This window comes from Verrucosispora sp. FIM060022 (assembly GCF_003977705.1).
In the GTDB taxonomy this organism is placed as follows: Bacteria; Actinomycetota; Actinomycetes; order Mycobacteriales; family Micromonosporaceae; genus Micromonospora; species Micromonospora gifhornensis.
This window is the reverse complement of the sequence record NZ_RQIV01000002.1, coordinates 501,614-527,023: the sequence shown is the minus strand read 5'-3', so window position 1 is coordinate 527,023 and position 25,410 is coordinate 501,614. Positions and strand designations below refer to the sequence as shown.

Here is a 25,410-nt window from a genome sequence, read left to right as displayed (position 1 = left end):
TCAAAAGGGGTGGGGTGGGGGTTAGGGGGTGGGGGAGGGCCAGGGGAGGGTCAGTTCGCCTTGGCGCCAGCGGCGGGGGCGGTGGAGGATGGGCCAGCCCTGGGCGCGTACGGCGGCCACGGTGTGCAGCCAACGCTGGCGGGGGCCGTACGGGGCGTAGCCGGCGGCGGCGTGCCAGGCGTCGTCCAGGGCGCGGATCAGGTCGTGGATGGGTTCCCCGGGGACGTTGCGGTGGATCAGCGCCTTGGGTAGCCGTTCGGCCAACTCCGCCGGGGTCTGCAGAGTGGACAGGCGGGCGGCCAGGGTCAGCGTGCGCGGGCCGGTGGCGTCGAGCAGGATCCAGCCGGCGAGGCGGCCCAGTTCGTCACAGGTGCCCTCGACGAACAGTCCGCCGGGTGCCAGTCGGCTGGTGACGGTGGCCCAGGCGGCGGCCACCTCGCTCTCGTCGTACTGGCGTAGCACGTTGAACGCGCGTACCAGGGCCGGGCGCAGGCCGGCGAGTTCGAATCCGCCCCGGGCGAAGGTGAGGCCGGGTGGGTCGGCGGCGGGTTGGGCGTCCGCGACGCGGATCGGGTCGATCTCCAGGCCGACCACCCGTACGTCGGGGCGTACCCCGGCGGCCAGCCGGGCGCGCAGTTCCACCGCTGTCACCGGGTTCGCGCCGTATCCCAGGTCCACCACGAGTGGGTCCGGTGCGGCGCGTAACGCGTCGCCGCAGGTGTCGACGATCCAGTTGTCCACCCGTCGGAGCCGGTTGGGGTTGGTGGTGCCGCGGGTGATGGTTCCGAGCGGCCGGGGCGTACGCGCCGCCATGGCTGTTTTCCTCAGGCTCCGGCTGGTGACCGGTCACCGGCACCTGTGCCGCTCACCCGCTGAACGATGTGGGCGGCCTGCACCAGTGAGCGTACGACGAGACGGTCCACGTTGACGTGTGGTGGCCGGGTGGCGTACCAGGCGATGCAGTCGGCGACGGTCCCGGCGCCGATTTCGCTGGATGCCCCGGTGACGACGGCGACACGACTCATCCGGCCATTCTCGCCCCTGTCGCGCCGAGGGTCGGAGCTTCCCCGGTGATGAGGTCGGTCACGCCCGTCGCCCTGGGCGACGTATTACCAGCCGCCGATCGGGAAGATGACATCTGGCGCGGAGGTTGACGCAGAGGCACGTCGGTCGTGCAGTACGGCATCAACCCTGGCATAGGGAGCAAAAGTGGCGGAATTGCACACCGGCGTCGGTCGTCAGCGAGGTGCCCTGCCGTGGCCGAGACCCCGGCGGATCGCGACGCTCTCAGTGCACACCTCGCCCCTGCACCAGCCCGGCACCGGGGACGCGGGCGGCATGAACGTCTACATCCTGGAGGTCGCCCGGCGGTTGGCCGAGGCCGACGTCGAGGTGGAGATCTTCACCCGGGCCACCTCGGGTGACCTGCCGCCGGTGGTGGAGGTCGCCCCGGGGGTGCACGTCCGGCACGTGATGGCCGGCCCGTTGGAAGGGCTGACCAAGGAGGAACTGCCCGGCCAGCTCTGCGCCTTCACCGCCGGCGTACTGCGTGCCGAGGCGGCCCGCCCGCCGGGCCACTACGACCTCATCCACTCCCACTACTGGCTCTCCGGCCAGGTCGGCTGGCTGGCCAAGGACCGCTGGGGAGTGCCGCTGGTGCACACCGCGCACACCCTGGCCAAGGTGAAGAACGCGCAGCTCGCCGCCGGTGACCGGCCCGAACCGAAAGCCCGGGTGATCGGCGAGGAGCAGGTCGTCGCCGAGGCCGACCGGCTGGTGGCGAACACCCGGGTCGAGGCGCAGGACCTGATCGACAGGTACGCCGCCGACCCGGCCCGGGTCGCGGTGGTCGAGCCCGGGGTGGACCTGGACCGCTTCCGTCCACCGGTCGGTGACCGCGACGCCGCGACAAGTGCCGCGCGGGCCCGGCTGGGCCTGCCCACCACCGGTTACCTGGTGGCCTTCGTCGGTCGGATCCAACCGTTGAAAGCCCCGGACGTGCTGATCCGCGCGATCGCCGCGTTGTGCGAGCGGGATCCGGCGCTGGCCGAGGAGGTCTCCGTGGTGATCTGCGGTGGCCCCAGCGGCAGCGGACTCGACCGCCCCACCGCCCTGATCGAGTTGGCCGCGTCGCTCGGCGTCGCCGATCGGATCCACTTCCTGCCGCCGCGTACCGGTGCCGAGCTGCCCCTGCTGTACCAGGCGGCCGACCTGGTCGCGGTGCCGTCGTACAACGAATCCTTCGGCTTGGTCGCCCTGGAGGCCCAGGCCTGCGGTACGCCGGTGGTGGCCGCCGCCGTCGGCGGCCTGGTGACCGCGGTACGCGACCAGGTCAGCGGGATGCTGGTGCGCGGACACGACCCGGTCGACTGGGCGAACACCCTGGCCCGCCTGCTGCCCGACCGGTCCCGTCGGGCGGAGCTGTCGCTCGGCGCCGCCCGGCACGCCCGCAACTTCTCCTGGCACCGTACGGCCGAGGGTCTGCTCGCCGTGTACGGCGAAGCGATCACCGCCCACCGAGCCCATCTCACCTCCGCCCTCGCCGCCTCCTGCTGATGGAAGGAAGGGCACCCTCTTAACGCCTCGTGCATAGGAAGGGCCCCTTGTTAACGCCCGCCCGCCCGCCCGCCCGCGTGACGCCGCCCCGCCGCCCCGCCGCCCCGTCGCCGGGCAGCGGCAGGTTGGGCGGCCGTAGAGTGGAGCCGATGAGTGACCTGGGTGCTCTGATCGAGTCGGTCTGCGCCGAGCGGGAACTGCCCTGCGAGCCGACCGGTCCCGGCGCGTACGCGGTGACCCTGCCCGGCACGCACAAGCTCAAGACGATCTGCAACCTGATCGTGGGCGAGCACGCGCTGCGGATCGAGGCGTTCGTGATGCGCCAGCCGGACGAGCGCCGCGAGGAGCTCTGGGCCTGGCTGTTGCAGCGCAACGCGCGGATGTACGCCGTCTCCTTCTCCATCGACGCGGTCGGCGACATCTACCTCACCGGTCGGGTCAATCCCGCCGGAGTGGACGCCGACGAGTTGGACCGCATCCTCGGTGCGGTGCTCAGCTACGCCGACGAGTCCTTCGACACGATGCTGGAGATCGGCTTCGGCAGCTCGATCCGGCGGGAATGGGAGTGGCGGGTCAAGCGGGGCGAATCCACCGCGAACCTCGCGGCCTTCGCGCATCTCTTCGAGCAGTCGGGGCAGACCCCTGCCGACAACCCGGCAGCCGCCGCTGGCGCGGCCCCGGAGGGTGGCGCGGGCCGGCCCTGATCGGGGGGCCGCGGCACGGCAGCCGGCAAACGCGTTGACCGCGATGTGGTTTAGCTCGCCGTCACGGGGTAAGCCGCACCGCGCGGTGCGGCTTTGGGACCCGCCGCGCGCCGAGACTTCAGTGTCGAGGAGCGTGAGCGTCCATGGCTCAGCGAAACAGCGCGGGTCGCGGCGGGACCGCGACCAGGACCAAGCGGCAGGCCAGCAACCAGACCCCGAACACGCCACGGATCTCCGAGTCGGAGATCTCCCGGATGCGGGTGGACGACATCCGTGGCCAGTTGCGTCGGTACGGGGTCTCCGGCATCTCCGCCCTGCGCAAGCCGGAACTGGTGAAGAGGCTCGCCAGTACGCTGCGTTCGGGTGGGGCGGCGCGCGGCAGCAGCGGACCGGCCGGCCGGGCCAGCAGCACGAAGACCACCGCGACGAAGCAGTCGGCGTCGGCTCGTACCGCCACGGGACGGGCGAAGGCCGCACCCGCCAAACGGACCGGCCCGGCGCGGACGGCGTCGACGGGCACCGCCCGTAACGCCGGCACGGCCCGCACGGCGAGCACCGCCCGCAAGGCCAGTACCGCCCGTAAGACGACGGCGGCGCGCAAGGCCAGCACGGCCCGCAAGACGACAGCGACTGCGCGGACGGCCACCGCCGGGGCCAGGAAGGCGGCCCCTCGCAAGACGGCGCCGGCCGCGAAGACCGCGCCGGCCGGCAAGACCACGTCCGCCCGCAAGACCGCCCCAGCCCGCACGACCACGTCCGCCCGCACGGCGACATCGACTGCGCGGACGACTGCGGCCGGGGCCAGGAAGGCGGCTCCCCGCAAGACCGCGGCGGGCAGCACCGCCAAGACGGGTACGACGACGCGCGCGGCCACCCGGCAGGCACCCGCCCGTGGCGCGGCGAAGACGGCGCCCGCTCGCGGTGCGGCGAAGGCTGCACCCGCTTCCCGTAGTGCGGCGAAGACGGCCGCAGCGGGTGGCGGGGTGCGGACCGGGAGGTCGACGGCCCGTTCGACGCGGTCGTCGCAGATGATCTCGTCGTTGCAGGACCGGCCGGAGCGCCCGGGGCGGAGCCTGGTCACCACCAACCACGACGTGATCCAGCGGTGGGCCCGGGAGCGTGGCGCGAAGCCGGCGACGATCAGCGGGACCGAGCGGGACGGTCGGGCCGGGGTGCTGACCTTCAACATCCCGGGATACCGGGAGAGCAGCCGGATCCGCGAGATCACCTGGGACGAGTGGTTCCACACCTTCGACCTGCGCCGGCTGAACCTGATCTACCAGGAACAGCTGCGGGACGGCCGGCAGAGCAACTTCTTCCGTACGGAGTCACCGGATCGGGAGGATGCGTGAGGGTTTGCGGGAATCCCCGTCGGGTATGCGCTGTTGGCCGTGAACGAAGCCCCATCAAGCAGCCCAACGGGACACGGGCGCGCTGTGACGGGCGAGACAGCCAACCAGGTTGAATCCGTCCCATGGGGCGAACTAGCGTTATTGCACCGCGCCACGCTTGGAACCGTTCGGGGGAGCGGCGGATCGATCAGATCTGTGCACCAAGCGAGGTGTCGGGGGACGGGTGGATCCACCGTTGGGGGACGGTGCCCGCCTGTTTGGACCGGCGGCGCGAGCGGGCGTCGCTTACGGGGGTGAGTGCCGCCCGCCGCCGCCGGTCGTAGCGATGAACCGATGTGCCCGGTGCCCACGTGCCGGGCACATCGTCTTGTCCGCGCGCGGCCCATCGCCGTTACGCCGCAATGGCGGTTACCAGGGCATCCGGTAACCGCCATTGCGCCGTAACCGTGTTGATCAGCCGCCTGGGGGATCAGTTGGGTGCGGGGAGGGGGGCCCGAGCGGCCTCGTCCGCGGCCGGGGTCGCGGAGGTGCGGCGCAGGGCGGCGACCCGCCGCTCCCGGGGCGGCCCGGCGAGCAGATGGCCACCGGCGGCCAACAGGCCCAAAGCGCCCATGGCCAGCCAGTGGCCGTCGCCCCACGATTGCAGGCTGAACCCGCCGAGCGTGGGCGCGACGAACGACGCCGCCGGGAAGGCCAGGTAGAACACCGACTGGTAGCGCGCCCGCAGAGCCGGTGGGGCCAGGTCCGCGTTGATCTGCGCGTTGGGGGGTGCGGCCAGCATCGAGCCGACCGTCCAGACCACGCAGGCCCCGAGGTAGAAGACGAGGTCGTCGGCGACGGCCAGGGCACCGAAGCCGACCGCGAGCAGTGCGGTGGAGACGGCAAGTACGGTCCCCTTGCGCCGCCGGTCGATGAGCCGGGGTACGAAGAGTTGCCCCAGCACGATCAGCACCCCGCCCAGGGCCACCACCGTCCCGTACGCCGACGGGCCGAGCCCGTCCGCGCGCATCGCCAGCGGCATGATCGTCGACGCCTGCATGGTCAGCACGGCCAACACGAAGGTCAGCCCGACGAAGATCATGAAGTGCCGGTCGGTCAGCGCGGTGTGCAGCCCGGGCCGGCGACCGGCGGCAGCCGGTTTCGTCTGCCCGTACGCCCGCAGGCTGGGTAGGGTCTCCGGCACCTTCCAGGCGATCAGCACCGCGGTGGCCAGGGTGGCGGCGGCGTCCACCAGGAAGAGCGCGACGTAGCTCGCCTCGGCCAGCAGGCCGGCCAGCAGCGAGGCCACCGCCATGCCCAGGTTGAACGCCCAGAACTGGAGGTTGAACGCGCGGGACCGGCGTTCCTCGGGCACCACGTCGACGATCGCCGCGACGAAGGCCGGGCTCGGCATCGAGTGGGTGACGCCGACCAGCAGGGCGAGCGCCGCGATCACGCCCAGGTGCTGACTCAGCGCCAGCGCGACCATCAGCGCGGCGGTGACCAGGTGCGCTGCCACCAGGGTCGAGCGTCGTCCCCACCGGTCGGCCAGCACCCCACCGAGCAGTACCCCGGCCGCTCCGCCCGCGCCGTATGCGCCGACCACCACTCCGGCCAGCGACTCGCTGGCACCCCGGGCGGCGGTCAGGTAGAGCGACAGGAAGAGCATCGCGAACGCGCCGGCCCGGTTGATCAGCAACCCGACCCAGAGGTACCAGAAGGTGGCGGGCAGCCCGCCGGCCGTGTCGGCGAACCACCCGCGTACGGCTGTGGCCACCTGACGCTCGCGCACCCCGACCCCCCGGATCTGTTCGGTTACCTAACAGATCTTGCCTGATCGGAGTTCGGGCTCCTCTGCGGCCTACCCGCCGGTGGTCGCAACCGGCTCGGCCGTCTTCGGCGCGGCCGGCTGGGGTGCCGTCGACTGGGGCGTGACCACGGGCGGGGCGTCGGTGGTGCGCAGCGCGAGGGCCCGCCGCTCCCGGGCGGGCCCGGAGAGCAGATGACCCACCGCCATCACCAGTCCGATGACGGCGCAGCCGAGCCAGAGCGTGGCATTGCCGGCCTGTTCCCGGACCAGGCCGCCGAGGATCGGCGCGGCGGCACCGGCCAACTGCCAGGACAGCGAGAAGACCCCCTGGTAGCGGCCGCGCAGTTCACTCGGCGAGAGTTCGGCGATGAGGGTGGCGTTGGACGGCGAGTTGAGCATCTCGCCGAGCGTCCAGATCAACACCGTCAACCCGTAGAACCAGGCCACGTCGGCGAACGCGGTAAGCCCGAAGCCGACGCCCATCACCACCGCCGCCAGCGCGAGTACGTGCGACCGGCTGCGGCCCCGGATCAGCCGGGGTACGAAGAGTTGACCGATCACGATGAGGACGCCGTTGAGGGCGATCACCGAGCCGAACGTGGCGGGGCTCAGCCCGGAGTCGGCCATCGCGATCGGCAGCATCGAGATGTGCTGGAGGAAGACCAGCGCGCCGAGCAGGTTCAGTGCCACGAACCCCAGGTAGACCCGGTCGTTCAGGATCGTGCGGAGCGCGCCGACGCCGGCCGCGCCGACCCGCGTACTGACCGTGATCGTCCGGGTCTCCTTCACCTTGACGAAGATGATCACGGCGGTGACCAGCGTGGTGCTCGCGTTGACCGCGAAGAGCAGGAGATAGCCGGCCTGGGCGGCGAAGCCGGCGAGCACCGCGGCGCAGGCGAAGCCGAGGTTGACCGCCCAGTAGTTGAGCGAGAAGGCGCGCAGCCGATCCCGTTCGGGCACCACGTCGATCATCATCGCGCCGAACGCGGGGCGGGCCGCCTCGGCGAAGAGGCCGAGCAGCAGGGCACCCAGCCCGACCGCCCACAGTTCGTGGGCGAAGCCCAGCGCGAGCATCATCACCGCGCCGCCCAGGTGGGCGACGAGCAGAGTCGGCCGCCGCCCCCACCGGTCGGTCAGGGTGCCGCCGACGGTGGTGCCGACCGCGCCGCCGGCTCCCCAGAGGCCGAGCACGATGCCGGCCTGGGTGGCGGAGAATCCGCGTTCCTGGGTCAGATAGATGGCGAGGAAGACGAGGACGAACGAGCCGAGCCGATTGATCAGCGTGCCGGTCCAGAGGTACCAGAAAGTCCTGGGTAGGCCGCCGGTGGTGTCCCGGAACCAGCCCCGTATCGCGTGCACTCCGGCGTCCCCGTCCGTAATGAGTGATGATCTAGCCGACCCTTACAACCTAGTGGTGCGCCGAGAGCAAGGTCATCCGGTTTTCCACGTGGTGGTCGTCACGACCCTTCCCGCGCGAGCGATCCCGGGTTGCGGCAGGATGATCGGCATGACAGCTAGCGAGGGACCCACCGTCGGGACGCTGGTCCTGTTGCGGCACGGCGAGAGCGACTGGAACGCCAAGAACCTCTTCACCGGCTGGGTCGACGTGGACCTGACCGAGAAGGGTGAGAACGAGGCGCGCCGCGGCGGCGAGCTGCTGCGCGAACACAACCTGCTGCCGGACGTGGTGCACACGAGCCTGCTGCGCCGCGCCATCCGGACCAGTGAACTGGCGCTCAACGCGGCCGACCGGCACTGGATCGCGGTGCGTCGGTCGTGGCGGCTCAACGAGCGGCACTACGGCGCCCTGCAGGGCAAGGACAAGAAGCAGACCCTGGAGGAGTACGGCGAGGAGCAGTTCATGCTCTGGCGCCGCTCCTACGACACCCCGCCCCCACCCATCGCCGACGATGACGAGTGGTCCCAGGTGGGCGACCCGCGGTACGCGCTGCTGCCGACCGAGCTGATGCCCCGTACGGAGTGCCTCAAGGACGTCGTCGAGCGGATGCTGCCGTACTGGTACGACTCGATCGTGCCGGACATCCTGGCCGGCCGGACGGTGCTGGTGGCGGCGCACGGCAACTCTCTGCGCGCCCTGGTCAAGCACCTGGACCAGATCAGCGACGAGGCGATCGCCAAGCTGAACATCCCGACCGGGATTCCGCTGCGCTACGACCTCGACCCGCTACTGCGTCCGCAGACCCTGGGCGGCACCTACCTCGACCCGGAGGCGGCCAAGGCGGCCGCCGCCGCCGTCGCCAACCAGGGCCGCTGACCCGGCAGTCGTTCCGTTGTTAAGAAGGGCCCCCTGCTATACGCGAGGCGTTAACAGGGGGCCCTTCCTTGCACCTCAGACGGGTTCGCCGGTGATCAGGTAGACGACGTGCTCGGCGCTGTTGACCGCGTGGTCGGCGAACCGCTCGTAGAAGCGGCCGAGCAGGGTGGCGTCGATGGCGGTCTCCACCCCGTACGGCCAGTCCGCGCCGAGCAGCACCCCGAACAGGCCCTTGTGCAGCTCGTCCATCGCGTCGTCGTCGCGGTCCAACTCGGCGGCGAGGTCGGCGTCCGGGTGGGCCAGCACCGCCGCGATCTTCTCCGCCATCCGGTCGGCGATACCCGCCATGTCGGTGAAGACCGGCCGCAGCTCCGCGGGCACGGCGGGCGAGGGGTGCCGGCGCAACGCGGTCTTGGCGACGTGATCCGCGAGATCACCCATCCGTTCCAGATCCGCTGCCACGTGCAGCGCGGTGATCATGGCTCGCAGGTCGGAGGCGACCGGCGCCTGGCGGGCCAGCACGTCACACACCCGCTCCTCGACCTGCCGGTAGAGCGCGTCGATCCGGGCGTCCTGCTCGATGACGGTCTCGGCGGCCTGCCGGTCGGCGGTGAGCAGGGCCCGGGTGGCCTGTCGTAGTGCCGCCCGTACGCCTTCGGCCATCTCCACCAGCAGTTGGCTGACGGCCTGCAGTTCGGCCCGGAACTCGTCGCGCATACTCACGTCCTGTCGATCGTCGGTGCGCCCGCGCCGTTCGGCTGCATCAGCGCAGGTCGCCGCCAAAGTAGGGCGGGCGGGAGGCGCGGAGGTGAACGCCGGTGAACTAAGCCGGACGCGAAAGTGAACTTTCCCGGAAGTGAGCGTGCTTCGTCCTATTTTCGCCCGGTAGTCGAGCGAGGATTGACCCTACGATCACCGAGTGACATGGGCGGTGGCGGTGAGCGTGGCCGGGGCTCTGGCGGCCGGAGTGGTCGTCGGGTTGTTGCTGGCCCGGCTCGTTCCCGACGCACGTCGTACGGGCAGTTCCCGCCGGAGCGGCTCAAGCCGGCTCCGGTTCGGCAAGGGGAGGCACACGATCGTCGAGGATGTGCAGGTCGGGCTCGGCCGACGAGCGATCGACTCGCTGCGCGTGGGGGTCGTGGTGCTCGACGCCGAGGACGTGCCGGTGCTCGTCAACCCCGCAGCGCGGGCCCTGGGTCTGCTGCGTACCGGCGCTCGGCCGGGTTCGGTCATCGCCCATCCGTTGGTCCGTACCCTGGCCGGGCAGGTCCGGCGCACCGGCGTGCGTCGCGAGATCGAGCTCGACCTGCCCCGGGGTCGCGACAACGGCGGGGAGAACCCGCTGGGCGTGCATCTGCGGGCGATGGGGCTGGGCAACGACCACGTGGCGGTGGAGGCGGTCGACGTGACCGAGTCCCACCGCCTCGCCCGGGTCCGCCGCGACTTCGTCGCCAACGTCAGTCACGAGTTGAAGACGCCGATCGGTGCGCTGCAACTGCTCGCCGAGGCGCTGCTCGACGCCACCGAGCCGGCCGGGGCGGGGCCGCCGGACCGTTCCGAGGACCTGGTCGCCGCCCGGCGGTTCGCCGAGCGGATCCAGCACGAGTCGACCCGGCTGGGACGGCTGGTGCAGGAGTTGCTGGAGCTGACCCGGTTGCAGGGCGCCGAACCACAGCCCGCCCCGGAGCCGGTCGCGGTGGACTGGGTGATTTCCGAGGTGATCGACCGCACCCGGACCGCGGCCACCGCCCGACGGGTCACCGTGACGGTGGACGCGCAGCGCGGGCTGACCGTGTACGGCAGCGACAGTCAGTTGGCCACGGCCGTGGCGAATCTGGTGGAGAACGCCGTCAACTATTCGAGCGAGGACACCACTGTCCTGGTCACCGCACGGGCCACGCCGGAGCATGTCGAGATCGCCGTCACCGACCAGGGCATCGGCATCGCCCCGACCGACGTGGACCGGATCTTCGAGCGGTTCTACCGCGCCGACCAGGCGCGTTCCCGCGCGACCGGCGGCACCGGGCTCGGGTTGGCGATCGTCAAGCACATCGCCAGCAACCATGGCGGACGGGTCGAGGTGACGAGCACTCTTGGTGGTGGGTCGACGTTCACCCTCCGGCTGCCGGCCCGTCCTCCGGACGACCTGCTGTCGACACTGCCGTCGGTTGGTATCGAGCCTGGTCCGGCCGAGGCCCGGCAGAGCTGAGCGCACATGGAAAGGAAAGGCCGTTGAGCCGCGTACTGGTGGTCGAGGACGAGGAGTCGTTCTCCGACGCCCTGTCGTACATGCTTCGCAAAGAGGGCTTCGAGGTCTCCGTGGCAGCCACGGGCACCTCGGCGCTCACCGAGTTCGACCGGGCGGGCGCCGACATCGTGCTGCTCGACCTGATGCTGCCCGAGATGTCCGGCACCGAGGTCTGCCGCCAGCTGCGCCAGCGCTCGCACGTGCCGATCATCATGGTCACCGCCCGGGACAGCGAGATCGACAAGGTGGTCGGCCTGGAGATCGGCGCCGACGACTACGTCACCAAGCCGTACTCACCCCGTGAGCTGGTCGCCCGGATCCGGGCGGTGCTGCGCCGGCAGAGTCCCGAGACCGTCGAGTCGGGCACGGCGACGTTGGCTGCCGGGCCGGTCCGGATGGACATCGAGCGGCACGTGGTGACCGTCGACGGGAGCACGGTGCAGCTGCCGCTCAAGGAGTTCGAGCTGCTGGAACTGCTGCTGCGCAACGCCGGTCGGGTGCTCACCCGGGGGCAGTTGATCGACCGCGTCTGGGGCGCCGACTACGTGGGCGACACCAAGACCCTGGACGTGCACGTCAAACGCCTGCGCTCCAAGATCGAACCGGAGCCGTCCTCGCCGCGGCACATCGTCACCGTGCGTGGTCTCGGCTACAAGTTCGAGCCCTGATCCCACCGGCCCGGCCGGTCAGGCCGGGTCGGCGGGGTGCGGGGCGACCATGCCCTGCCGCAGCCGGGTCGCGCACAACTCGGCCAGCTTCGCGTACGCGGGCGCGCCGATCAGCGCGGTCAACTCCGGGCCGTACGACAGGTACATCGGCTCGGTCCCGACGTGTGCGTCCGTGGACGAGGTGCACCACCAGTCGAGGTCGTGGCCGCCGGCACCCCAGCCCCGGCGGTCGAACTCGGCAAGCGTGGAGACCAGCACCTTGGTGTTGTCCGGCCGCTTGACCCAGTCCTGGTCCCGGCGGATGGGCAACTGCCAGCACACGTCCGGCTTGTACTCCAGCGGATGCGCCCCGTCGCGCAGCGCCTGGGCGTGCAGCGCGCAGCCGCCACCACCGGGGAAGTCGGCGTCGTTGAGGAAGACGCAGGGCCCTTCCGCGTCCCGGGTGGCGGTCCGCCGGGCCGGGTTCTTGCCGTCCACGGTGTCGTTCTCGGTCCAGTTCTTGAACCCCCGGCGGAAGTGCTGCCAGGTCGCCGGGGTGAGCCGCTTCACCGCCGCGCGGATCCGCTTCTCGTCGTCGGAGTCGGTGAAGAACGCGCCGTGCGAGCAGCAGCCGTCGGCGGCCCGCCCGGCGATGATGCCGTGGCAGCCCTGACCGAAGATGCACGTCCAACGGGAGAGCAACCAGGTGAGGTCGGCGCGCACCACGTGCCGCTCGTCCGCCGGGTCGACGAATTCGATCCACTCGCGGGGAAAGTCCAGCGGCACCTCACGGCTGCGCGGGTCCGCCGGGTCGTCCACCAGCACGTGAAGCTCGATCTGCCCTGTCACCCGGCCCAGCGTACGCGTGGTGCGCCCGGCAGGCCGGGCAGTGACGCGAACGGGTTGCCCTAGGGTTCTCCCATGCGACTGGGTGTCCTCGACGTCGGTTCCAACACGGTGCACCTGCTTGTGGTCGACGCCCATCGCGGCGCACATCCGTGGCCGGCGCACTCCGAGAAGGCGGTGCTGCGACTCGCCGAGCAACTCGGGCCGGACGGTGCGCTGCCCGAGGCCGGTGCGGACGCCCTGGTCGAGGCGGTCGGCGCGGCCCGCGCCTCGGCCACCGCGCTCGAGGTCGACGAACTGCTCGCCTTCGCCACCTCCGCGGTACGCGACGCGACGAACAGCGCCGAGGTGCTCGCCCGGGTTCAGGAGGCCACCGGCGTACGCCTGGAGGTGCTCTCCGGGGCCGACGAGGCGCGGATGACCTTCCTCGCGGTCCGGCGGTGGTTCGGCTGGTCGGCGGGGCGGCTGCTGGTGCTGGACATCGGCGGCGGCTCGTTGGAGATCGCGGCCGGTGTCGACGAGGATCCGGACGTGGCGGTCTCCCTGCCGCTCGGCGCGGGGCGACTGACCCGGGACCGGCTCGTCGTCGATCCGCAGAGCGCGGCTCCGCCCGGCCCGCAGGTGGTGGAGGAGCTTCGGGAGTACGTCGACAGCCTGCTCGACCCGGTGGTCGAGCAGATGGCCGAGGTGAGCTGGGAACGCGCGGTGGCGACCTCCAAGACGTTCCGTACCCTCGCCCGGTTGGCCGGGGCCGCGCCCAGTGGCGCCGGGATCTGGGCCCGCCGCCGGCTCACCCGCGGTGGGCTGCGCCAGGTGTTGGGATTCATCCGGCACATCGCCCCCGCGCAGGTGGCCGAGTTGGAGGGGGTCAGTGCCGCGCGGGCCCACCAACTGCTGGCCGGTGCGGTGGTCGCCGAGTCGGTGATGCGGCGACTCGGTGTCGACTCGTTGGACATCTGCCCGTGGGCGCTGCGGGAGGGCGTGATCCTCGACCGGCTGGATCGGTTGGCTCCGGAGTGACATCGGATGCCAGTTTTGCCCGCTTCATGGAGTTCTCGTCATATTGGTTCAATCGACGGCGGCTACCCTCGGTGGTGTGACTTCCCGCGTTCCGGTGCTCCTGTCCACGTCCTCGGTCTTCCCTGAGCGGACTGCGGCGGCGTTCCAGCTGGCCGCCGAACTCGGCTACGACGGGATCGAGGTGATGGTCTGGACCGACGCCGTCAGCCAGGACGCCGGTGCGCTGCGCGGGCTGGCCGAGCACTACGGCGTGCCAGTGCTCTCCGTGCACGCCCCCTGCCTGCTGGTCACGCAGCGGGTCTGGAGCCCGGACCCGTGGGAGCGGCTGCGTCGTTCGGCCGTCCTCGCCGAGACCCTGCAGGCGCCGACGGTGGTGGTGCACCCGCCGTTCACCTGGCAGCGGGACTACGCGCGTACCTTCGCCGACGGGCTGGACAAGGTGACAGGCGAGTTCGGCGGACTGCACATCGCGGTGGAGAACATGTACCCGGTCCGGATGGCCGGCCGGCAGTTCGTGCCGTACGCGCCCGGATGGGATCCGACGGAGGTCGGTTACCCCTCGTACACCCTCGACCTGTCACACTGCGCCGCCTCGCACACCGACGCGCTGGCGATGGCCGACCGGATGGGTGCCGGCCTGGCGCACGTGCATCTCGGCGACGGCACCGGCGAGGGCCGCGACGAGCACCTGGTGCCCGGTCGGGGCGGCCAGCCCTGCGCCGAGCTGCTGCGCTCGCTTGCCGGTCGGGGCTTCACCGGCTCGGTCGCGGTGGAGGTGACCACCCGGGGCGCGAAGAGCCGGCAGGTCCGCGAGGCGGACCTGCGCCAGTCCCTCGCCTTCGCCCGCGAGCACCTCAGCGCCGCGTCGCCGGTCGACGCCTGAGGGCAGGTCAGGAGACGGGCGTCAGCGGGTCGGTCTGCGTCGGCACGGCGGCCCGCTTGCGGGCCCGGTGCGCGGCCACGTGCGAGCGGGTGGCGCACCGCTCCGAGCAGAAACGGCGGCAGCAGTTCGAGGACGTGTCCAGGTAGACGTTGCCGCAGCGGTCGTCCGCGCAGACGCCGAAACGGGCGCTGCCGTACTCGCAGAGCCAGACCGACAACCCCCACACCGCGCCGGCGAGAAATTCCGAACTCACCGAGGCGCCCCGGCTGGTCACGTGCATGTGCCAGTCGCTGGAGTCGTGGCCCGAGATGCGTGGCTGCACCGGGAACGCCTCCAGCAGCGAGTTCAACTCGGCCACCGCCTCGGCATCGCGCCCGGACGTGCCGTACTCGAAGACGTCGCGCAACCGCTTCTGCGCCCGCCGGAACACTGCCAGGTCGCGTTCCACGACCTCGTCGCGCATCCAGGCGTTGTCGTCAGGGAAGATGGACCGCAGGTCGTCGAGGCCGTCCAGACGGGCGTTGACAAGGTCAACTCCGGTCCGGGCGTACGCGTCGAAGTTCACCCCTCCAACGGTAGACGACTCACCCGCCTCGCGGCGCGTCGATGTAGTGCGGCAGGAACCGCGCATAGCCGTCGGTGATCAGGCTCGCGCTCTCCCGCAGCCCGGTGCCGGCCGACTCGCCGTCGACGATCCAGCTGCCCAGCACCAGCCGGCTGCCGGCGAACTCGGGCAGCGCCCGGAACTGCTGGTAGCAGAAGCCCTCCTCACCGTAGTCGCCCGGATTGTTGATCTCACCGGTCGCGGTGACGATCCGTACCGACGCGCCTTCCCGGCCGAGCAGCGGCTTGGCGACGTACTCCGACATGCCGCGCGGCGAGTCGAGGTACGCCGGCAGCAGCAGTTCGTGGTCGGGGTACAGCTCCCAGAGCACCGCCAGCAACGCCTTGTTGGACAGCAGCAGCTTCCACGCCGGCTCGATCCAGGTGGTCGGCGTGCCCGGCTGAAGGGCCAGCGGCCCGTACGGCTCGGCGAGCATCCACTCCCAGGGATACAGCTTGAAACAGGTGGTGATCGGCTGGTCGGCGCGGTCGACGAAGCGGCGGCCGTCCCAACCGACCTCCTGGATCGGCAGCAGTTCGACGTCCAGCCCGGCCTGGCGGGCGGTCTCGGCCAGATAACCGGCGGTCATGTGGTCCTCGCCGGTCTCCTCCTCGTTCGACCAGACCACGTGCACCCGCCGGTCGTGCAGGCCGGCGCCGATCTTCGCCCAGGCCCCGACGAGTCGCTCGTGCAGGCTGTTCCACTGGTCCAGCTCCGGCCGGGTGTGCTCCAGCCAGTACCACTGGATGATGCTCGCCTCGACAAGCGCGGTCGGGGTGTCGGCGTTGTACTCCAGCATCTTCGGCGGCCAACTGCCGTCGTACCAGAGATCGAACCGGCCGTAGAGCGTGGGCGGGGACTCACGCAGCGACCGGGCCACCGCCTCGGCCGCCCACCGGGGGATGCCGAACTCGGCGTACCGGTTGCGGGCCACCACGTGCTCGGCGGCGGCCACCGACATCCGGTGCAGCTCCTCGGTGGCCTCCTCCAGCCGCAGCACCTCCGCCAGGTCGAAGGCGTAGGCGGCGGTCTCGTCCCAGTACGACATCACCCCGCCGTCGGGCAGTTCGGTGTCCACGTACACCAGGCCCTGGGCGCGGATGGTGGCGTCCCAGTCGGGGCGCGGGTCGACCCGCTCGCGGCGCATCTCAGCCCCCGCAGGAGGCCTGGTGGGAGCCGAACCCACCGCGGTCGGGCACGGCCGTGGCCACCGGCTCCGTGATCGGGCTGCCGACGCCCATCTCGGGTACGGGTGCCGGAGTCCGCAGCGTCATCGCCACGGTGTCACCACCCCCGCCCGGACCCATCGCGCAGTCGTCATCGTCGTCGTCGGAGACCAGGTTGCAGCCGGAGAGAGCGAGCGCCAAGGCGGTGAGCGCGCCAAGTTGCACGGAGGTCGAGCGGAGGCGGCGTCGGGGGTGTGATTTCACGCCATCGTTGTAACCGATGAACGCCAGGCTCGTCGCCCCGGGCTACCCCTGCGCTGCTGGTGCGCTGCTTGTGTGCTGCTGGTGTAAGGAAGGGCACCCTGTTAACGCCTGCGGTATAGAAGGGTTCCCTTCTCACATCCAAGTGTTAAAAAGGGGCCCTTCCTTACAACGCGGGCGGGGTGGGCCGGGGCCGCAATTGCGCGGTGGGGTGGGCGTTACGCTCGGCTCATGCTCCGTTCCGTCATCCTCGCCGCCTCCCGGTCATCCCGGGTCGAGCGGCTCGTCGCGACGGCCCCGTTCTCCCGGGACGTCGTACGCCGGTTCGTCGCCGGCGCGCAGACCGACGACGCGTTGCGCGCAACCCGCGAACTCGTCGACGGCGGCCTCGCGGTCACGCTCGACCACCTCGGCGAAGACACGGTCAGCCCCGAACAGGCCATCGCCGTACGCGACGAGTACCTCACCCTGCTGGGGCGGCTCGCCGAGGCGGGACTGACCCCTGCCGCCGAGGTGAGCGTCAAGCTCTCCGCGCTCGGTCAAGCCTTCGACGAGCAGCTGGCCTACGACAACGCCCGGGCGATCTGCGCTGCCGCCGAGGCCGCGCAGACCACTGTCACCCTGGACATGGAAGACCACACCACCACCGACTCGACCCTGGACATCCTGGCCAAGCTGCGCAAGGACTACCCGTCGACCGGGGCGGTGCTCCAGGCGTACCTGCGGCGTACCGAGTCGGACTGCCGTGATCTGGCCACGGCCGGGTCGCGGGTGCGGTTGTGCAAGGGGGCGTACAAGGAGCCCGAGTCGGTGGCCTACCAGTCGCCTCGTGAGGTGGACAAGTCGTACGTCCGGTGCCTGAACATCCTGATGTCGGGTGATGGCTTTCCCATGCTGGCCACCCACGACCCGCGGCTGATCGCCATCGCCGAGGACCGGGCCCGCTGGTTCGACCGTGCGCCGGACCGGTTCGAGTTCCAGATGCTCTACGGCATCCGGCCCGAGGAGCAGGACCGGCTGGTCGGTGACGGCTACACGGTGCGCACCTATGTGCCGTACGGCGACGACTGGTACGGCTACCTGATGCGCCGGCTCGCCGAGCGCCCCGCCAACCTCGCCTTCTTCGCTCGCGCCCTGACCTCGCGCAAGTAGTCGCCGCCCGGGCGTCGGGACTCCCCCGCAGGACCTCGCTGTGGGTTCGCCTTGACGCGACTGGCTAATGGCATTAGCTTTATAGCTATGGCAGCTAGCTTTGTGGGGCGCGACGGCGGACGGATCGCGTACGAGGTCCACGGTCAGGGGCCCTTGGTGGTTCTCTCGCACGGCATGGGGGAGAACCGCCACTCCTACCGGCACCTGATTCCGCTGCTGGTGGCAGCCGGCTACCAGGTGGCTTCGGTCGACGTGCGGGGCCACGGCGACTCCACCACCGGCTGGGCGACGTACGCCCCGGCCGAGGTGGGGCGCGATCTGCTGGCGGTGGTCCGTGACCTGGGCGGCCGCCCGGCCACCCTGGTCGGCAACTCCTCCAGCGCCGCGGCCGTGGTCTTCGCCGCCGCCGAGGCACCCGACCTGGTCAGCGGGATCGTGCTGGAAGGCGCGTTCGTCGAGCAGCCGAAGCTCAACCCCGTCATGCGGCTCGGCGTGTGGGCGGTGGTCCGCAGTCCCCGACTGTTCGGCATGTTCCACCGCACCCTGTTCCCGGTCCACCGGCCGTCGGACGACGCCGCGTACCGCAAGAGCCTGGTGACCGCGCTGCGCCGACCGGGCCGGATGCTGCCGGTACGCGAGGTGGCCGCCCCGGTCGACCCGCACTGGACCACCGTCGCCCCGCAGGTGCGTCAGCCGGTGCTGGTGCTGATGGGCACGAAGGACCCGGACTTTCCTGACCCCGGCGCCGAGGCCCGGGCCGCCCGGCGACTCTTCCCGCTCGCCGAGGCGCGGATGGTCACCGACGCCGGGCACTACCCGCACGCCGACCGTCCCGAGGCGACGGCGGCCGCGCTCACCGACTTCCTGGCGGTGACCGATCGTGCCTAGGGCCGGGCTCAACCCGCAGGTCGTGGTGCGCGAGGCGGCCGTGCTGGCCGACGAGGTCGGCTACCAGAAGCTCACCCTCGCCGCGCTGGCCAACCGACTCGGCGTCGCGTTGCCGAGCCTCTACAAGCACATCAAGGGCGCCGACGCGTTGGCCCAGAAGCTCTCCGCGCTGACCACCGCCGAACTCGCCGAGGAGATGACCACGGCCGCCGCCGGTCGCAGCCGCGAGGACGCGCTGCGGGCCGTCGCCACCGCCTACCGGTCGTACGCGCGCCGGCATCCCGGCCGCTACCCGGCTGCCCAGCGGGTGCCGGATCCGACCGACCCGGCGCACGTGGCCGCCAGCGAGCGCGCGGTCGGCGTCGTCTTCGCCATCCTGCGCGGCTACGGCATCGAGGGCGACAGCGCGGTCGACGGGGCCCGCATGTTCCGGGCCGCCGTGCACGGCTTCGTCGCCCTGGAGGCGGCCGGCGACTTCGGCCTGCCCCGCGAGGTCGACCGCTCCTTCGAACAGATGATCACGGCTCTCGGCGTGGCCTTTGCCGCCTGGCCGGGTCGTGGCGACGTCGACTGATCTACCGTCACTCGGCATGGCGGGTCATCGACGGTTCGCGGCGGGCTCGTAGCATGAGCCGGTGCGCCGCCTCGACCCGCCGCGGCTGCTCGCAGCCCCGCGGCCCCGTCTGCTCACCGCCCTGCTCGCCGTCGCCGTCCTGACTCTCACGAGCGCCGCCTCCTGCGGCAGCGACGAGCCACCGATCGCGCTGGCCTCGGCCGTGCTGGCACCCGTGACGGAGGAGATCGACGCCCCGGCCACTGTCGTCGCCCGGGCAGCGGCCACGCTCACCGCCCCCGCCGACGGGACGCTGCGCAGCCTCCGCGTCGAGCCGGGTCAGCAGGTCAAGCGTGGCCAGGTGCTCGCCGTGGTCGACTCGCCGTCGGCCCGGGAGCGGCTGCGGCAGGCCCGCGCGGCGCTCGACGCCGCCAAGCGGGCCGGCGGTGGCGGTGGCGGCAACCTCACCGGTTCGCTGCGGGGCACCGACCGGGCCGCCGCGCAGGCGCACGCCGCCGCACGCGCCGCCGCCGGGAAGATCAGCGATCCGAAGCTGCGCAAGGCACTGCTCGCCCAGGTCGAGTCCGCGCAGCGGCAGTACGACGCCGCCGCCCGCGCCGCCGACCGCGCGGTACGCGAGGTGCAGCGCGGCGTACGCAGCCTGAACTCCGCCGTCGGCGCGCTGGCCACCGCCCAACGCCTCCAAGCCCAGCAGGCGTACGACCTGGCCAAGGCGACGGTCGACGCGTTGACCCTGCGGGCACCGATCGCCGGTGTCGTGCAGCCGGGCGGCGTCAGCAGCGGTGCCGGCTCGACGGGTGCGCTGGCCGGGTTGCTCGACGCCGCCGGTGGTGGCCTGCCGTCCGGGATCGACCCGGGCGCGCTCGGTGCCCCGGCCGCCGGCCCGCCCGCCGGGGTGGACACGGCGATCCCGGTGGGTGGTCGGGTCACCGCCGGCACCCCCGTGCTGACCGTGGTCGACACCCGTGAGCTGGGCCTGCTGGCCGAGGTGGACGAGACCGACGTGCTGCTGGTCCAGGTCGGACTCACCGGCACCGTCGAGTTGGACGCGGTCACCGGTGCGACCTACCCGGCGACGGTCCGCTCGATCGACGTGCTGCCCAGCACCTCGGCCCGAGGCGGGGTCAGTTACCGGGTCCGGCTCTCGCTCGGTGCAGGCCGGTACGGCGAGGCGGAACCGGCACCGGCGCCGCGACCCGGGATGAACGCGGTGCTGCGACTGCGGGTCCGTGAGGCGAGCGACGCGGTGACCGTACCCGCCTCCGCGATCTTCTCCGCCGACGGCCGGGACACCGTCTGGGTGGTACGCGACGGTCGGGTGGGTCGGGCCTCGGTCACCGTCGGGGTGCAGGGCCAGGATCTGGTGCAGATCGTCGACGGGGTGCAGCCCGGTGACCGGATCGTGGTCCGCGGCACCGACCAGGTGCGCGACGGCCAGGAGGTCGGGTGAGCGTAGGCGCCGGCCGGGACCGGGGCGGCTCGGCGCCCGCCCCGGCGATCGAGGCGGTCGACGTGTCGCGGACGTACCAGCTCGACGGGGTCTCCGTACCGGCGCTGCGGGGCGTGTCGTTGACCGTCGCGGCCGGTGACTACGTGGCCCTGATCGGGCCGTCCGGCTCCGGCAAGTCCACCCTCATGCACCTGCTCGGCGGTCTGGACCGGCCGACCGGTGGCCGGTTGGTGATCGGTGGACGGGAGGTGGGCGCACTCTCCGCGCCCGAGCTGGCCCGGCTGCGCAACGAGACCATCGGCTTCGTCTTCCAGGCGTTCCACCTGCTGCCACGGACCACGGCGGTGGACAACGTGGCGCTGCCGCTGGTCTACCGGGGAGTGGGCGCCCGCCAACGGCGGGAACGGGCCGCCGCGATGCTCGGCCGGGTCGGCCTGGGGCACCGCCTGGACCACCGGCCCAATCAGCTCTCCGGCGGCGAGCAGCAGCGGGTGGCGATCGCCCGCGCCCTGGTCACCGACCCGACCGTGCTGCTCGCCGACGAACCGACCGGCAACCTGGACAGCACCACCGGCGCGGCCGTGCTGGAACTGTTGGAGCGGCTCAACGCCGAGTCGGGGGTGGCGCTGGTGATGGTCACCCACGACGCGGAGGTGGCCGCCCGGGCCCGCCGCCGGATCACCATGCGCGACGGCGTCGTCGTCGCGGACAGCGCCCAGGACGCGGACAGCGCCCAGGACCCGCTGACCGGCGGCGTTGGCTTCGACGAACCCGGCGCGGTTGGGCTGGGCACGGCCCGTGCGGGTGGGGGCGGCGCGGTCGGTGCGGGCGGGGGCGGGTCGTGAGGCTGGCCGAGGCGTGGCGGGTGGCGGCGGACGCGCTGCGGGCCAACCGGATGCGCAGCCTGCTGACCATGCTCGGGGTGATCATCGGGGTCGCCTCCGTGGTGCTGCTGGTGGCGATCGGCACCGGCACCAAACAGACGGTCGAACAGCAGGTCGAAGGGCTGGGCTCCAACCTGCTGCTGGTCGTGCCGGGTCGGCTGGACGTGGGCTCGGCCCCGGCGGTCTCCCCGCTGACCCTGCAGGACGTGGACGCCGTCGGCCGGGTGGTCGGTGACCCTGCCCGGGTTGCCGTGACGGTCGCCTCGGGTGCCACCGTCCGGGCCGGCAACCGGCAGGATTTCACCACCGTGCAGGGGGTGCTGGAGACCACCCCGACGGTCTTCGCCCGTGACCTGGGCCGGGGCCGCTACCTGACCCGATCCGACGTGGACACCGGCCGCCGGGTCGCCGTGCTGGGCGACTCGGTCGCCCGGGTCCTCTTCCCCGACCGGGAGGCCGTCGGACAGCAGGTGAACGTCGCCGGGGTGCGGTTCCGGGTGATCGGTGTGTTCACCCCGCTCGGGCAGAGCCTCGGCGTTGACCGGGACGACGAGGTGCACATCCCGGTGACCGCGGCGCAGCGGCTGTACGGCACCCAGCGGGTGGACGCGATCGCGGTCCGGGCACCGGATCGGGATCGGATCGACGAACTCGGCCAGCGGATCGTCACCGAGTTGAACGGTCGCCACCCGGGCACCGAGTTCAGCGCTGTCACCCAGGAGCAGATCCTCGGCGTACTGGGCGACATCCTCGGCATCCTGACCGGGGTCCTGGCCGCCATCGCCGGCATCTCGCTGCTTGTCGGCGGGGTGGGCGTCTCCAACATCATGCTCGTCTCGGTGCGCGAACGGACCAGGGAGATCGGGCTGCGCAAGGCGGTCGGGGCCCGCCCCCGGGACATCGGCGTGCAGTTCCTGCTGGAGGCGGTGCTGCTCACCTCGATCGGCGGGCTGACCGGGATGGCCCTCGGGGTGGGCGGCGCACTGCTGGTGGCCGCGGTCTCACCCATCCCGGCGGCGGTGACCTGGTGGTCGTTGGCGCTGGCGTTCGGCGTCTCGGCAGCGGTGGGGATCATCTTCGGGGTGGTACCCGCCCAGCGGGCCGGTCGGCTCGACCCGGTGGTCGCGCTGCGGGCCGAGTGACGTCGCCGGCACCGCTGGCCGAAGATGATCATTGCGGGCGTTTCGGCTGTAGGCCACCCGACCAGGGGTTTTTCGTCTGCGGCCCGGTTCCGGATCGTGATCAGTTGCAGGAAGGGATCGCGCCGGTCACAGCCGTCCCGCTACCGTACTGGTAACACGCGCGTCGCCGGCCGCGCGGGAGAACCCGTGGGGCGGCACGCGCAGGGCATGGGATGGGTCGGGTGAGCCATGGCCGGGTCACCGTCCGACGGTCGGCTGTCGGATGTCAAGTTCCTGACCGTCGCCGAGGTGGCGACCGTCATGCGGGTGTCGAAGATGACGGTTTACCGCCTCGTGCACAGCGGTGAGCTGGCGGCTGTGCGGGTCGGCAGGTCGTTCCGGGTGCCGGAGCACGCGGTGCACGAATACCTCCGTGGGGCCTTCCAGGAGACTGCCTGATCCGCGTGTCAGGCCGATCCGAGAGGCCCGCCTGACGGGCATCGACCGGGGGCGCGTTGGCCCGGTCGACGCGGTCCCGCTACGCTGGAGCGTGATCGTGACCGCTGGTGCGCCCTGCCGCCCACCCCGCCGGTCCGGTCCGTTGTCCGTAAGCGGTCGCCGACGTCACCGGTTCGTGGCGTCTCGCCGGTCGCGCCGCATGTTGCATCGAAAGGCTTTCGTATGGGCTCGGTGGTCAAGAAGCGCCGCAAGCGCATGGCTAAGAAGAAGCACCGCAAGCTGCTGCGCAAGACCCGCGTCCAGCGTCGCCGTCTCGGCAAGTGATTGATGCCGGGCGCTGACCCGGCATTCGTCGCTTGCCAACTGTCGACCCTCGGAGGCCCAGGTGATCAGGCCGTGGCTGTCCCGGCTCGGTCCCGACCGTCGGGGTGGGTGCGAGACATGACCCCCGGTGACTCGTCGAGTCTCCCGGGGGTTGTCGTCGTGACCGGGGTCAGCCGATACCTCGGTGCCCACGTCGCCGCCCGGCTGGTCACCGATCCCCGCATCGAGCGGGTCATCGGCATCGACCTGCGCGACCCGAGCCCGGAGGTCGCCGGCCTGCTGGACCAGGTCGAACGCATCCGGGTCGACGCCGGCTCGGTCGGCGGGCTCCTCGCCGACCTCGACGTCGACACGGTGGTGCATCTGGCCCTGGCCAGCGCCCCGGATCAGCAGCAGGGTGGCCGGGCGGCGATGAAGGAACAGAACGTCATCGGCACCATGCAGCTGCTCGCCGCCTGCCAGCGGGCACCTCGGCTACGCAAGCTCGTGGTCCGGTCCTCGACTGCGGCGTACGGGGCCTCGTTCCGGGACCCGGCCGTCTTCACCGAGGAGACCGAGCCGCGCGAGGTGCCGCGCGGCGGCTTCGGCCGCGACATCCTCGACATCGAGGGGTACGTCCGGGGCTTCCGACGGCGGCGACCCGACGTGACGGCGACGGTGCTGCGGTTCGCCCCGTTCATCGGGTCGACGGCCGACACCACGTTGACCCGCTACTTCTCGCTGCCGGTGGTGCCGACCATCCTCGGCCGCGACGCCCGGTTGCAGTTCCTGCACTTCGACGACGCGCTGGAGGTCGTACACCGCTCGGTCACCGAGGACCATCCGGGGACGTACAACGTCGCCGGGCCCGGGGTGCTCGCGCTGTCCCAGGCGATCCGTCGGGCCGGCCGGCTGGCCGTGCCGATGCTGGAGCCAGGGCTGTCGGGCGCCGCGGCGCTCGCCCGGACCATGGGACTCGGCCGCTACGGCCTCGACCAGGTCGACCTGCTCGTGCACGGCCGCGTCGTGGACACCACCCGCCTGGAGCGCGAGTACGGCTTCACGCCGCGATCCACGGCCGCCGCCTTCGACGACTTCATCCGCGCCCACCATGGCCGGTCCGTGGTGACGCGCGAGCAACTGGCCGCCGCCGAGCAGCTCGTGCTCGACCAGATCCGCCGGGTGCGGGCGGCTGTGCAGGAGCAGCCGTGAGCGAGCCGGACATGCGACGTGACGAGACGGGCCCCGACAACGGTCAGGTGGCGCGGGCGCAGCCCGACCCGGCTCGGCACAACGGGCGGCGACCAGCGGCAGCGGGCCAGCCCGCTCTGCCCGCCGAGCCGCATCCGCCGGCCGTGCCGGACCGGCCCGGCGACGTCTGGGATCAGCGGATCGCCGGTGGGTTGGCGTTTCTTCGGCGCAGGCTGGCCGGCGACTACGAGGTGGACGAGTTCGGTTTCGACCCGGAGCTGACCGAGGCGGTGTTCCATCCGCTGCTGCGGCGGCTCTACCGGGACTGGTTCCGTACCGAGGTGACCGGGCTGGAGAACGTGCCCACCGAGGGTGCGGGACTGGTGGTCGGCAACCACTCCGGCACCGTGGCCCTGGACGCGCTGGTCCTCTCCACCGCCCTGCACCACGAACACCCCGCGCGGCGTTACCTGCGGCTGCTCGGTGCCGACCTCGTCTTCCGGATGCCGGTGGTCTCCGAGATCGCCCGCAAGACCGGCGGCACCGTGGCCTGCAATCCGGACGCCGAGCGGCTGTTGCGCGGCGGCGAACTGGTGGGTGTCTTCCCGGAGGGCTTCAAGGGCGTCGGCAAGCTGTACGCGGAGCGTTACAAGCTGCAACGCTTCGGGCGCGGTGGCTTCGTCTCGGCGGCGCTGCGCACCGGCACCCCGATCATCCCGGTCGCGATCGTCGGTGGCGAGGAGATCTACCCGATGCTCGCCGACATCAAGCCGCTCGCCCGGCTGCTCAAGCTGCCCTACTTCCCGGTGACGCCGACCTTCCCCTGGCTCGGGCCGCTGGGCATGGTGCCGCTGCCGAGCAAGTGGCTGATCGAGTTCTGCCCGCCGATCCCGACGGCACACCTGGTCGACTCCGCGGACGACCCGCTTGTCGTGTTCAACCTCGCCGACCAGGTCCGCGAGACCATCCAGCAGACGCTGCACGAACTCCTGGAACGGCGTCCGGATCCGTTCGGTCCCTAGCTCACCGAAGCGCCG

At 71.7% G+C, this 25,410-nt stretch carries 27 protein-coding genes and 1 pseudogene; 18 read left to right on the top strand and 10 right to left on the bottom strand.

Annotated elements, in window-relative coordinates:
- Nucleotides 1-21: 21 nt before the first annotated feature.
- Nucleotides 22-813 (bottom strand): class I SAM-dependent methyltransferase, encoded by a 792-nt coding sequence (locus tag EG812_RS09005; protein ID WP_126711309.1) that lies wholly within the window; start codon nt 811-813, stop codon nt 22-24.
- A gap of 11 nt (nt 814-824) precedes the next feature.
- Nucleotides 825-1,025, bottom strand: coding sequence for a hypothetical protein (locus tag EG812_RS09000; protein ID WP_126711308.1), 201 nt, complete (start codon nt 1,023-1,025; stop codon nt 825-827).
- A 184-nt stretch (nt 1,026-1,209) separates the two neighbouring features.
- On the opposite strand from EG812_RS09000, the gene mshA reads away from it, so the two are divergent.
- On the top strand, nt 1,210-2,556 hold the full coding sequence (mshA, locus tag EG812_RS08995) for a D-inositol-3-phosphate glycosyltransferase (RefSeq protein WP_126711307.1): 1,347 nt from the start codon (nt 1,210-1,212) through the stop codon (nt 2,554-2,556).
- A gap of 140 nt (nt 2,557-2,696) precedes the next feature.
- The gene (locus EG812_RS08990) at nt 2,697-3,260 is read left to right on the top strand and encodes a type III secretion system chaperone family protein (protein WP_013736103.1); all 564 of its coding nucleotides are present in this window, start codon (nt 2,697-2,699) and stop codon (nt 3,258-3,260) included.
- Between the two features lie 148 nt (nt 3,261-3,408).
- On the opposite strand, the gene EG812_RS29560 is transcribed toward EG812_RS08990, so the two are convergent.
- Nucleotides 3,409-4,341, bottom strand: a complete 933-nt coding sequence (locus EG812_RS29560; protein ID WP_233579432.1) for a hypothetical protein — start codon at nt 4,339-4,341, stop codon at nt 3,409-3,411.
- Between EG812_RS29560 and EG812_RS29555 the strand changes: the two are divergent.
- Nucleotides 4,229-4,612 (top strand): annotated as a pseudogene (locus EG812_RS29555) (hypothetical protein); the annotation flags it as partial. The gene EG812_RS29560 and the pseudogene EG812_RS29555 sit on opposite strands and share 113 nt — an antisense overlap.
- Before the next feature lie 469 nt (nt 4,613-5,081).
- Here the strand turns inward: EG812_RS29555 and EG812_RS08980 are convergent.
- Together EG812_RS08980 and EG812_RS08975 are read right to left on the bottom strand one after the other, a co-directional pair.
- On the bottom strand, nt 5,082-6,383 hold the full coding sequence (locus EG812_RS08980) for an MFS transporter (RefSeq protein ID WP_126711306.1): 1,302 nt from the start codon (nt 6,381-6,383) through the stop codon (nt 5,082-5,084).
- Nucleotides 6,384-6,452: 69 nt separating this feature from the next.
- Nucleotides 6,453-7,760: an MDR family MFS transporter gene (locus EG812_RS08975; RefSeq protein ID WP_126711305.1), complete on the bottom strand. Its 1,308-nt coding sequence runs from the start codon at nt 7,758-7,760 to the stop codon at nt 6,453-6,455.
- A 148-nt stretch (nt 7,761-7,908) separates the two neighbouring features.
- Between EG812_RS08975 and EG812_RS08970 the strand changes: the two genes are divergently transcribed.
- Entirely contained in the window at nt 7,909-8,676 is a 768-nt protein-coding gene (locus EG812_RS08970; protein WP_013736098.1) for a phosphoglyceromutase, read from the top strand.
- 75 nt (nt 8,677-8,751) lie between these two features.
- On the opposite strand, the gene phoU is transcribed toward EG812_RS08970, so the two are convergent.
- Nucleotides 8,752-9,393: a phosphate signaling complex protein PhoU gene (gene phoU / locus EG812_RS08965; protein ID WP_013736097.1), complete on the bottom strand. Its 642-nt coding sequence runs from the start codon at nt 9,391-9,393 to the stop codon at nt 8,752-8,754.
- Nucleotides 9,394-9,595: 202 nt separating this feature from the next.
- On the opposite strand from phoU, the gene EG812_RS08960 reads away from it, so the two are divergent.
- Both EG812_RS08960 and EG812_RS08955 read left to right on the top strand, forming a co-directional pair.
- Entirely contained in the window at nt 9,596-10,885 is a 1,290-nt protein-coding gene (locus tag EG812_RS08960) for an ATP-binding protein (protein ID WP_233579431.1), read from the top strand.
- A gap of 23 nt (nt 10,886-10,908) precedes the next feature.
- Nucleotides 10,909-11,592, top strand: coding sequence for a response regulator (locus EG812_RS08955; RefSeq protein WP_013736095.1), 684 nt, complete (start codon nt 10,909-10,911; stop codon nt 11,590-11,592).
- 18 nt (nt 11,593-11,610) lie between these two features.
- Here the strand turns inward: EG812_RS08955 and EG812_RS08950 are convergent, their stop codons facing one another.
- Complete coding sequence (locus EG812_RS08950; RefSeq protein ID WP_126711304.1) at nt 11,611-12,420, bottom strand: DUF3109 family protein; 810 nt, start codon at nt 12,418-12,420, stop codon at nt 11,611-11,613.
- Between the two features lie 72 nt (nt 12,421-12,492).
- On the opposite strand from EG812_RS08950, the gene EG812_RS08945 reads away from it, so the two are divergent.
- Together EG812_RS08945 and EG812_RS08940 are read left to right on the top strand one after the other, a co-directional pair.
- Nucleotides 12,493-13,437 (top strand): Ppx/GppA phosphatase family protein, encoded by a 945-nt coding sequence (locus tag EG812_RS08945; protein ID WP_013736093.1) that lies wholly within the window; start codon nt 12,493-12,495, stop codon nt 13,435-13,437.
- Nucleotides 13,438-13,513: 76 nt separating this feature from the next.
- Nucleotides 13,514-14,320 (top strand): sugar phosphate isomerase/epimerase family protein, encoded by an 807-nt coding sequence (locus EG812_RS08940; protein WP_193386277.1) that lies wholly within the window; start codon nt 13,514-13,516, stop codon nt 14,318-14,320.
- 7 nt (nt 14,321-14,327) lie between these two features.
- Here the strand turns inward: EG812_RS08940 and EG812_RS08935 are convergent, their stop codons facing one another.
- From EG812_RS08935 to EG812_RS08925, 3 genes are read right to left on the bottom strand one after another with little or no spacing between them, the layout of a single operon-like run.
- A complete protein-coding gene (locus EG812_RS08935; RefSeq protein ID WP_013736091.1) occupies nt 14,328-14,885 on the bottom strand; it encodes a CGNR zinc finger domain-containing protein in 558 nt (185 codons plus the stop codon).
- Between the two features lie 19 nt (nt 14,886-14,904).
- The gene (locus tag EG812_RS08930) at nt 14,905-16,071 is read right to left on the bottom strand and encodes a glutathionylspermidine synthase family protein (RefSeq protein WP_013736090.1); all 1,167 of its coding nucleotides are present in this window, start codon (nt 16,069-16,071) and stop codon (nt 14,905-14,907) included.
- A gap of 1 nt (nt 16,072) precedes the next feature.
- Nucleotides 16,073-16,315 (bottom strand): hypothetical protein, encoded by a 243-nt coding sequence (locus EG812_RS08925; protein ID WP_013736089.1) that lies wholly within the window; start codon nt 16,313-16,315, stop codon nt 16,073-16,075.
- A gap of 267 nt (nt 16,316-16,582) precedes the next feature.
- Between EG812_RS08925 and EG812_RS08920 the strand changes: the two genes are divergently transcribed.
- The 10 genes from EG812_RS08920 (at nt 16,583) to EG812_RS08875 (ending at nt 25,395) form a co-directional block, all read left to right on the top strand.
- Nucleotides 16,583-17,503 (top strand): proline dehydrogenase family protein, encoded by a 921-nt coding sequence (locus EG812_RS08920; RefSeq protein WP_126711303.1) that lies wholly within the window; start codon nt 16,583-16,585, stop codon nt 17,501-17,503.
- A gap of 87 nt (nt 17,504-17,590) precedes the next feature.
- Nucleotides 17,591-18,391: an alpha/beta fold hydrolase gene (locus EG812_RS08915; protein ID WP_199743831.1), complete on the top strand. Its 801-nt coding sequence runs from the start codon at nt 17,591-17,593 to the stop codon at nt 18,389-18,391.
- A complete protein-coding gene (locus EG812_RS08910; protein WP_043722012.1) occupies nt 18,384-18,965 on the top strand; it encodes a TetR/AcrR family transcriptional regulator in 582 nt (193 codons plus the stop codon). The genes EG812_RS08915 and EG812_RS08910 overlap by 8 nt, the downstream gene beginning before the upstream one ends.
- A gap of 61 nt (nt 18,966-19,026) precedes the next feature.
- Nucleotides 19,027-20,415: an efflux RND transporter periplasmic adaptor subunit gene (locus tag EG812_RS08905; protein WP_013736085.1), complete on the top strand. Its 1,389-nt coding sequence runs from the start codon at nt 19,027-19,029 to the stop codon at nt 20,413-20,415.
- A complete protein-coding gene (locus EG812_RS08900; RefSeq protein WP_126711302.1) occupies nt 20,412-21,260 on the top strand; it encodes an ABC transporter ATP-binding protein in 849 nt (282 codons plus the stop codon). The genes EG812_RS08905 and EG812_RS08900 overlap by 4 nt, the downstream gene beginning before the upstream one ends.
- The gene (locus EG812_RS08895; protein ID WP_013736083.1) at nt 21,257-22,441 is read left to right on the top strand and encodes an ABC transporter permease; all 1,185 of its coding nucleotides are present in this window, start codon (nt 21,257-21,259) and stop codon (nt 22,439-22,441) included. The genes EG812_RS08900 and EG812_RS08895 overlap by 4 nt, the downstream gene beginning before the upstream one ends.
- A 228-nt stretch (nt 22,442-22,669) precedes the next feature.
- Entirely contained in the window at nt 22,670-22,879 is a 210-nt protein-coding gene (locus EG812_RS08890; protein WP_013736082.1) for a helix-turn-helix domain-containing protein, read from the top strand.
- A gap of 222 nt (nt 22,880-23,101) precedes the next feature.
- On the top strand, nt 23,102-23,203 hold the full coding sequence (locus EG812_RS08885; protein ID WP_007465623.1) for a 30S ribosomal protein bS22: 102 nt from the start codon (nt 23,102-23,104) through the stop codon (nt 23,201-23,203).
- Between the two features lie 117 nt (nt 23,204-23,320).
- Nucleotides 23,321-24,394 carry an NAD-dependent epimerase/dehydratase family protein gene (locus EG812_RS08880; RefSeq protein ID WP_043722010.1) on the top strand — a complete coding sequence of 358 codons (1,074 nt, stop codon included), beginning with the start codon at nt 23,321-23,323 and terminating at the stop codon, nt 24,392-24,394.
- Complete coding sequence (locus EG812_RS08875) at nt 24,391-25,395, top strand: lysophospholipid acyltransferase family protein (protein WP_013736080.1); 1,005 nt, start codon at nt 24,391-24,393, stop codon at nt 25,393-25,395. Before EG812_RS08880 ends, EG812_RS08875 begins: the two co-directional genes overlap by 4 nt.
- The last annotated feature ends 15 nt before the right edge of the window (nt 25,396-25,410 follow it).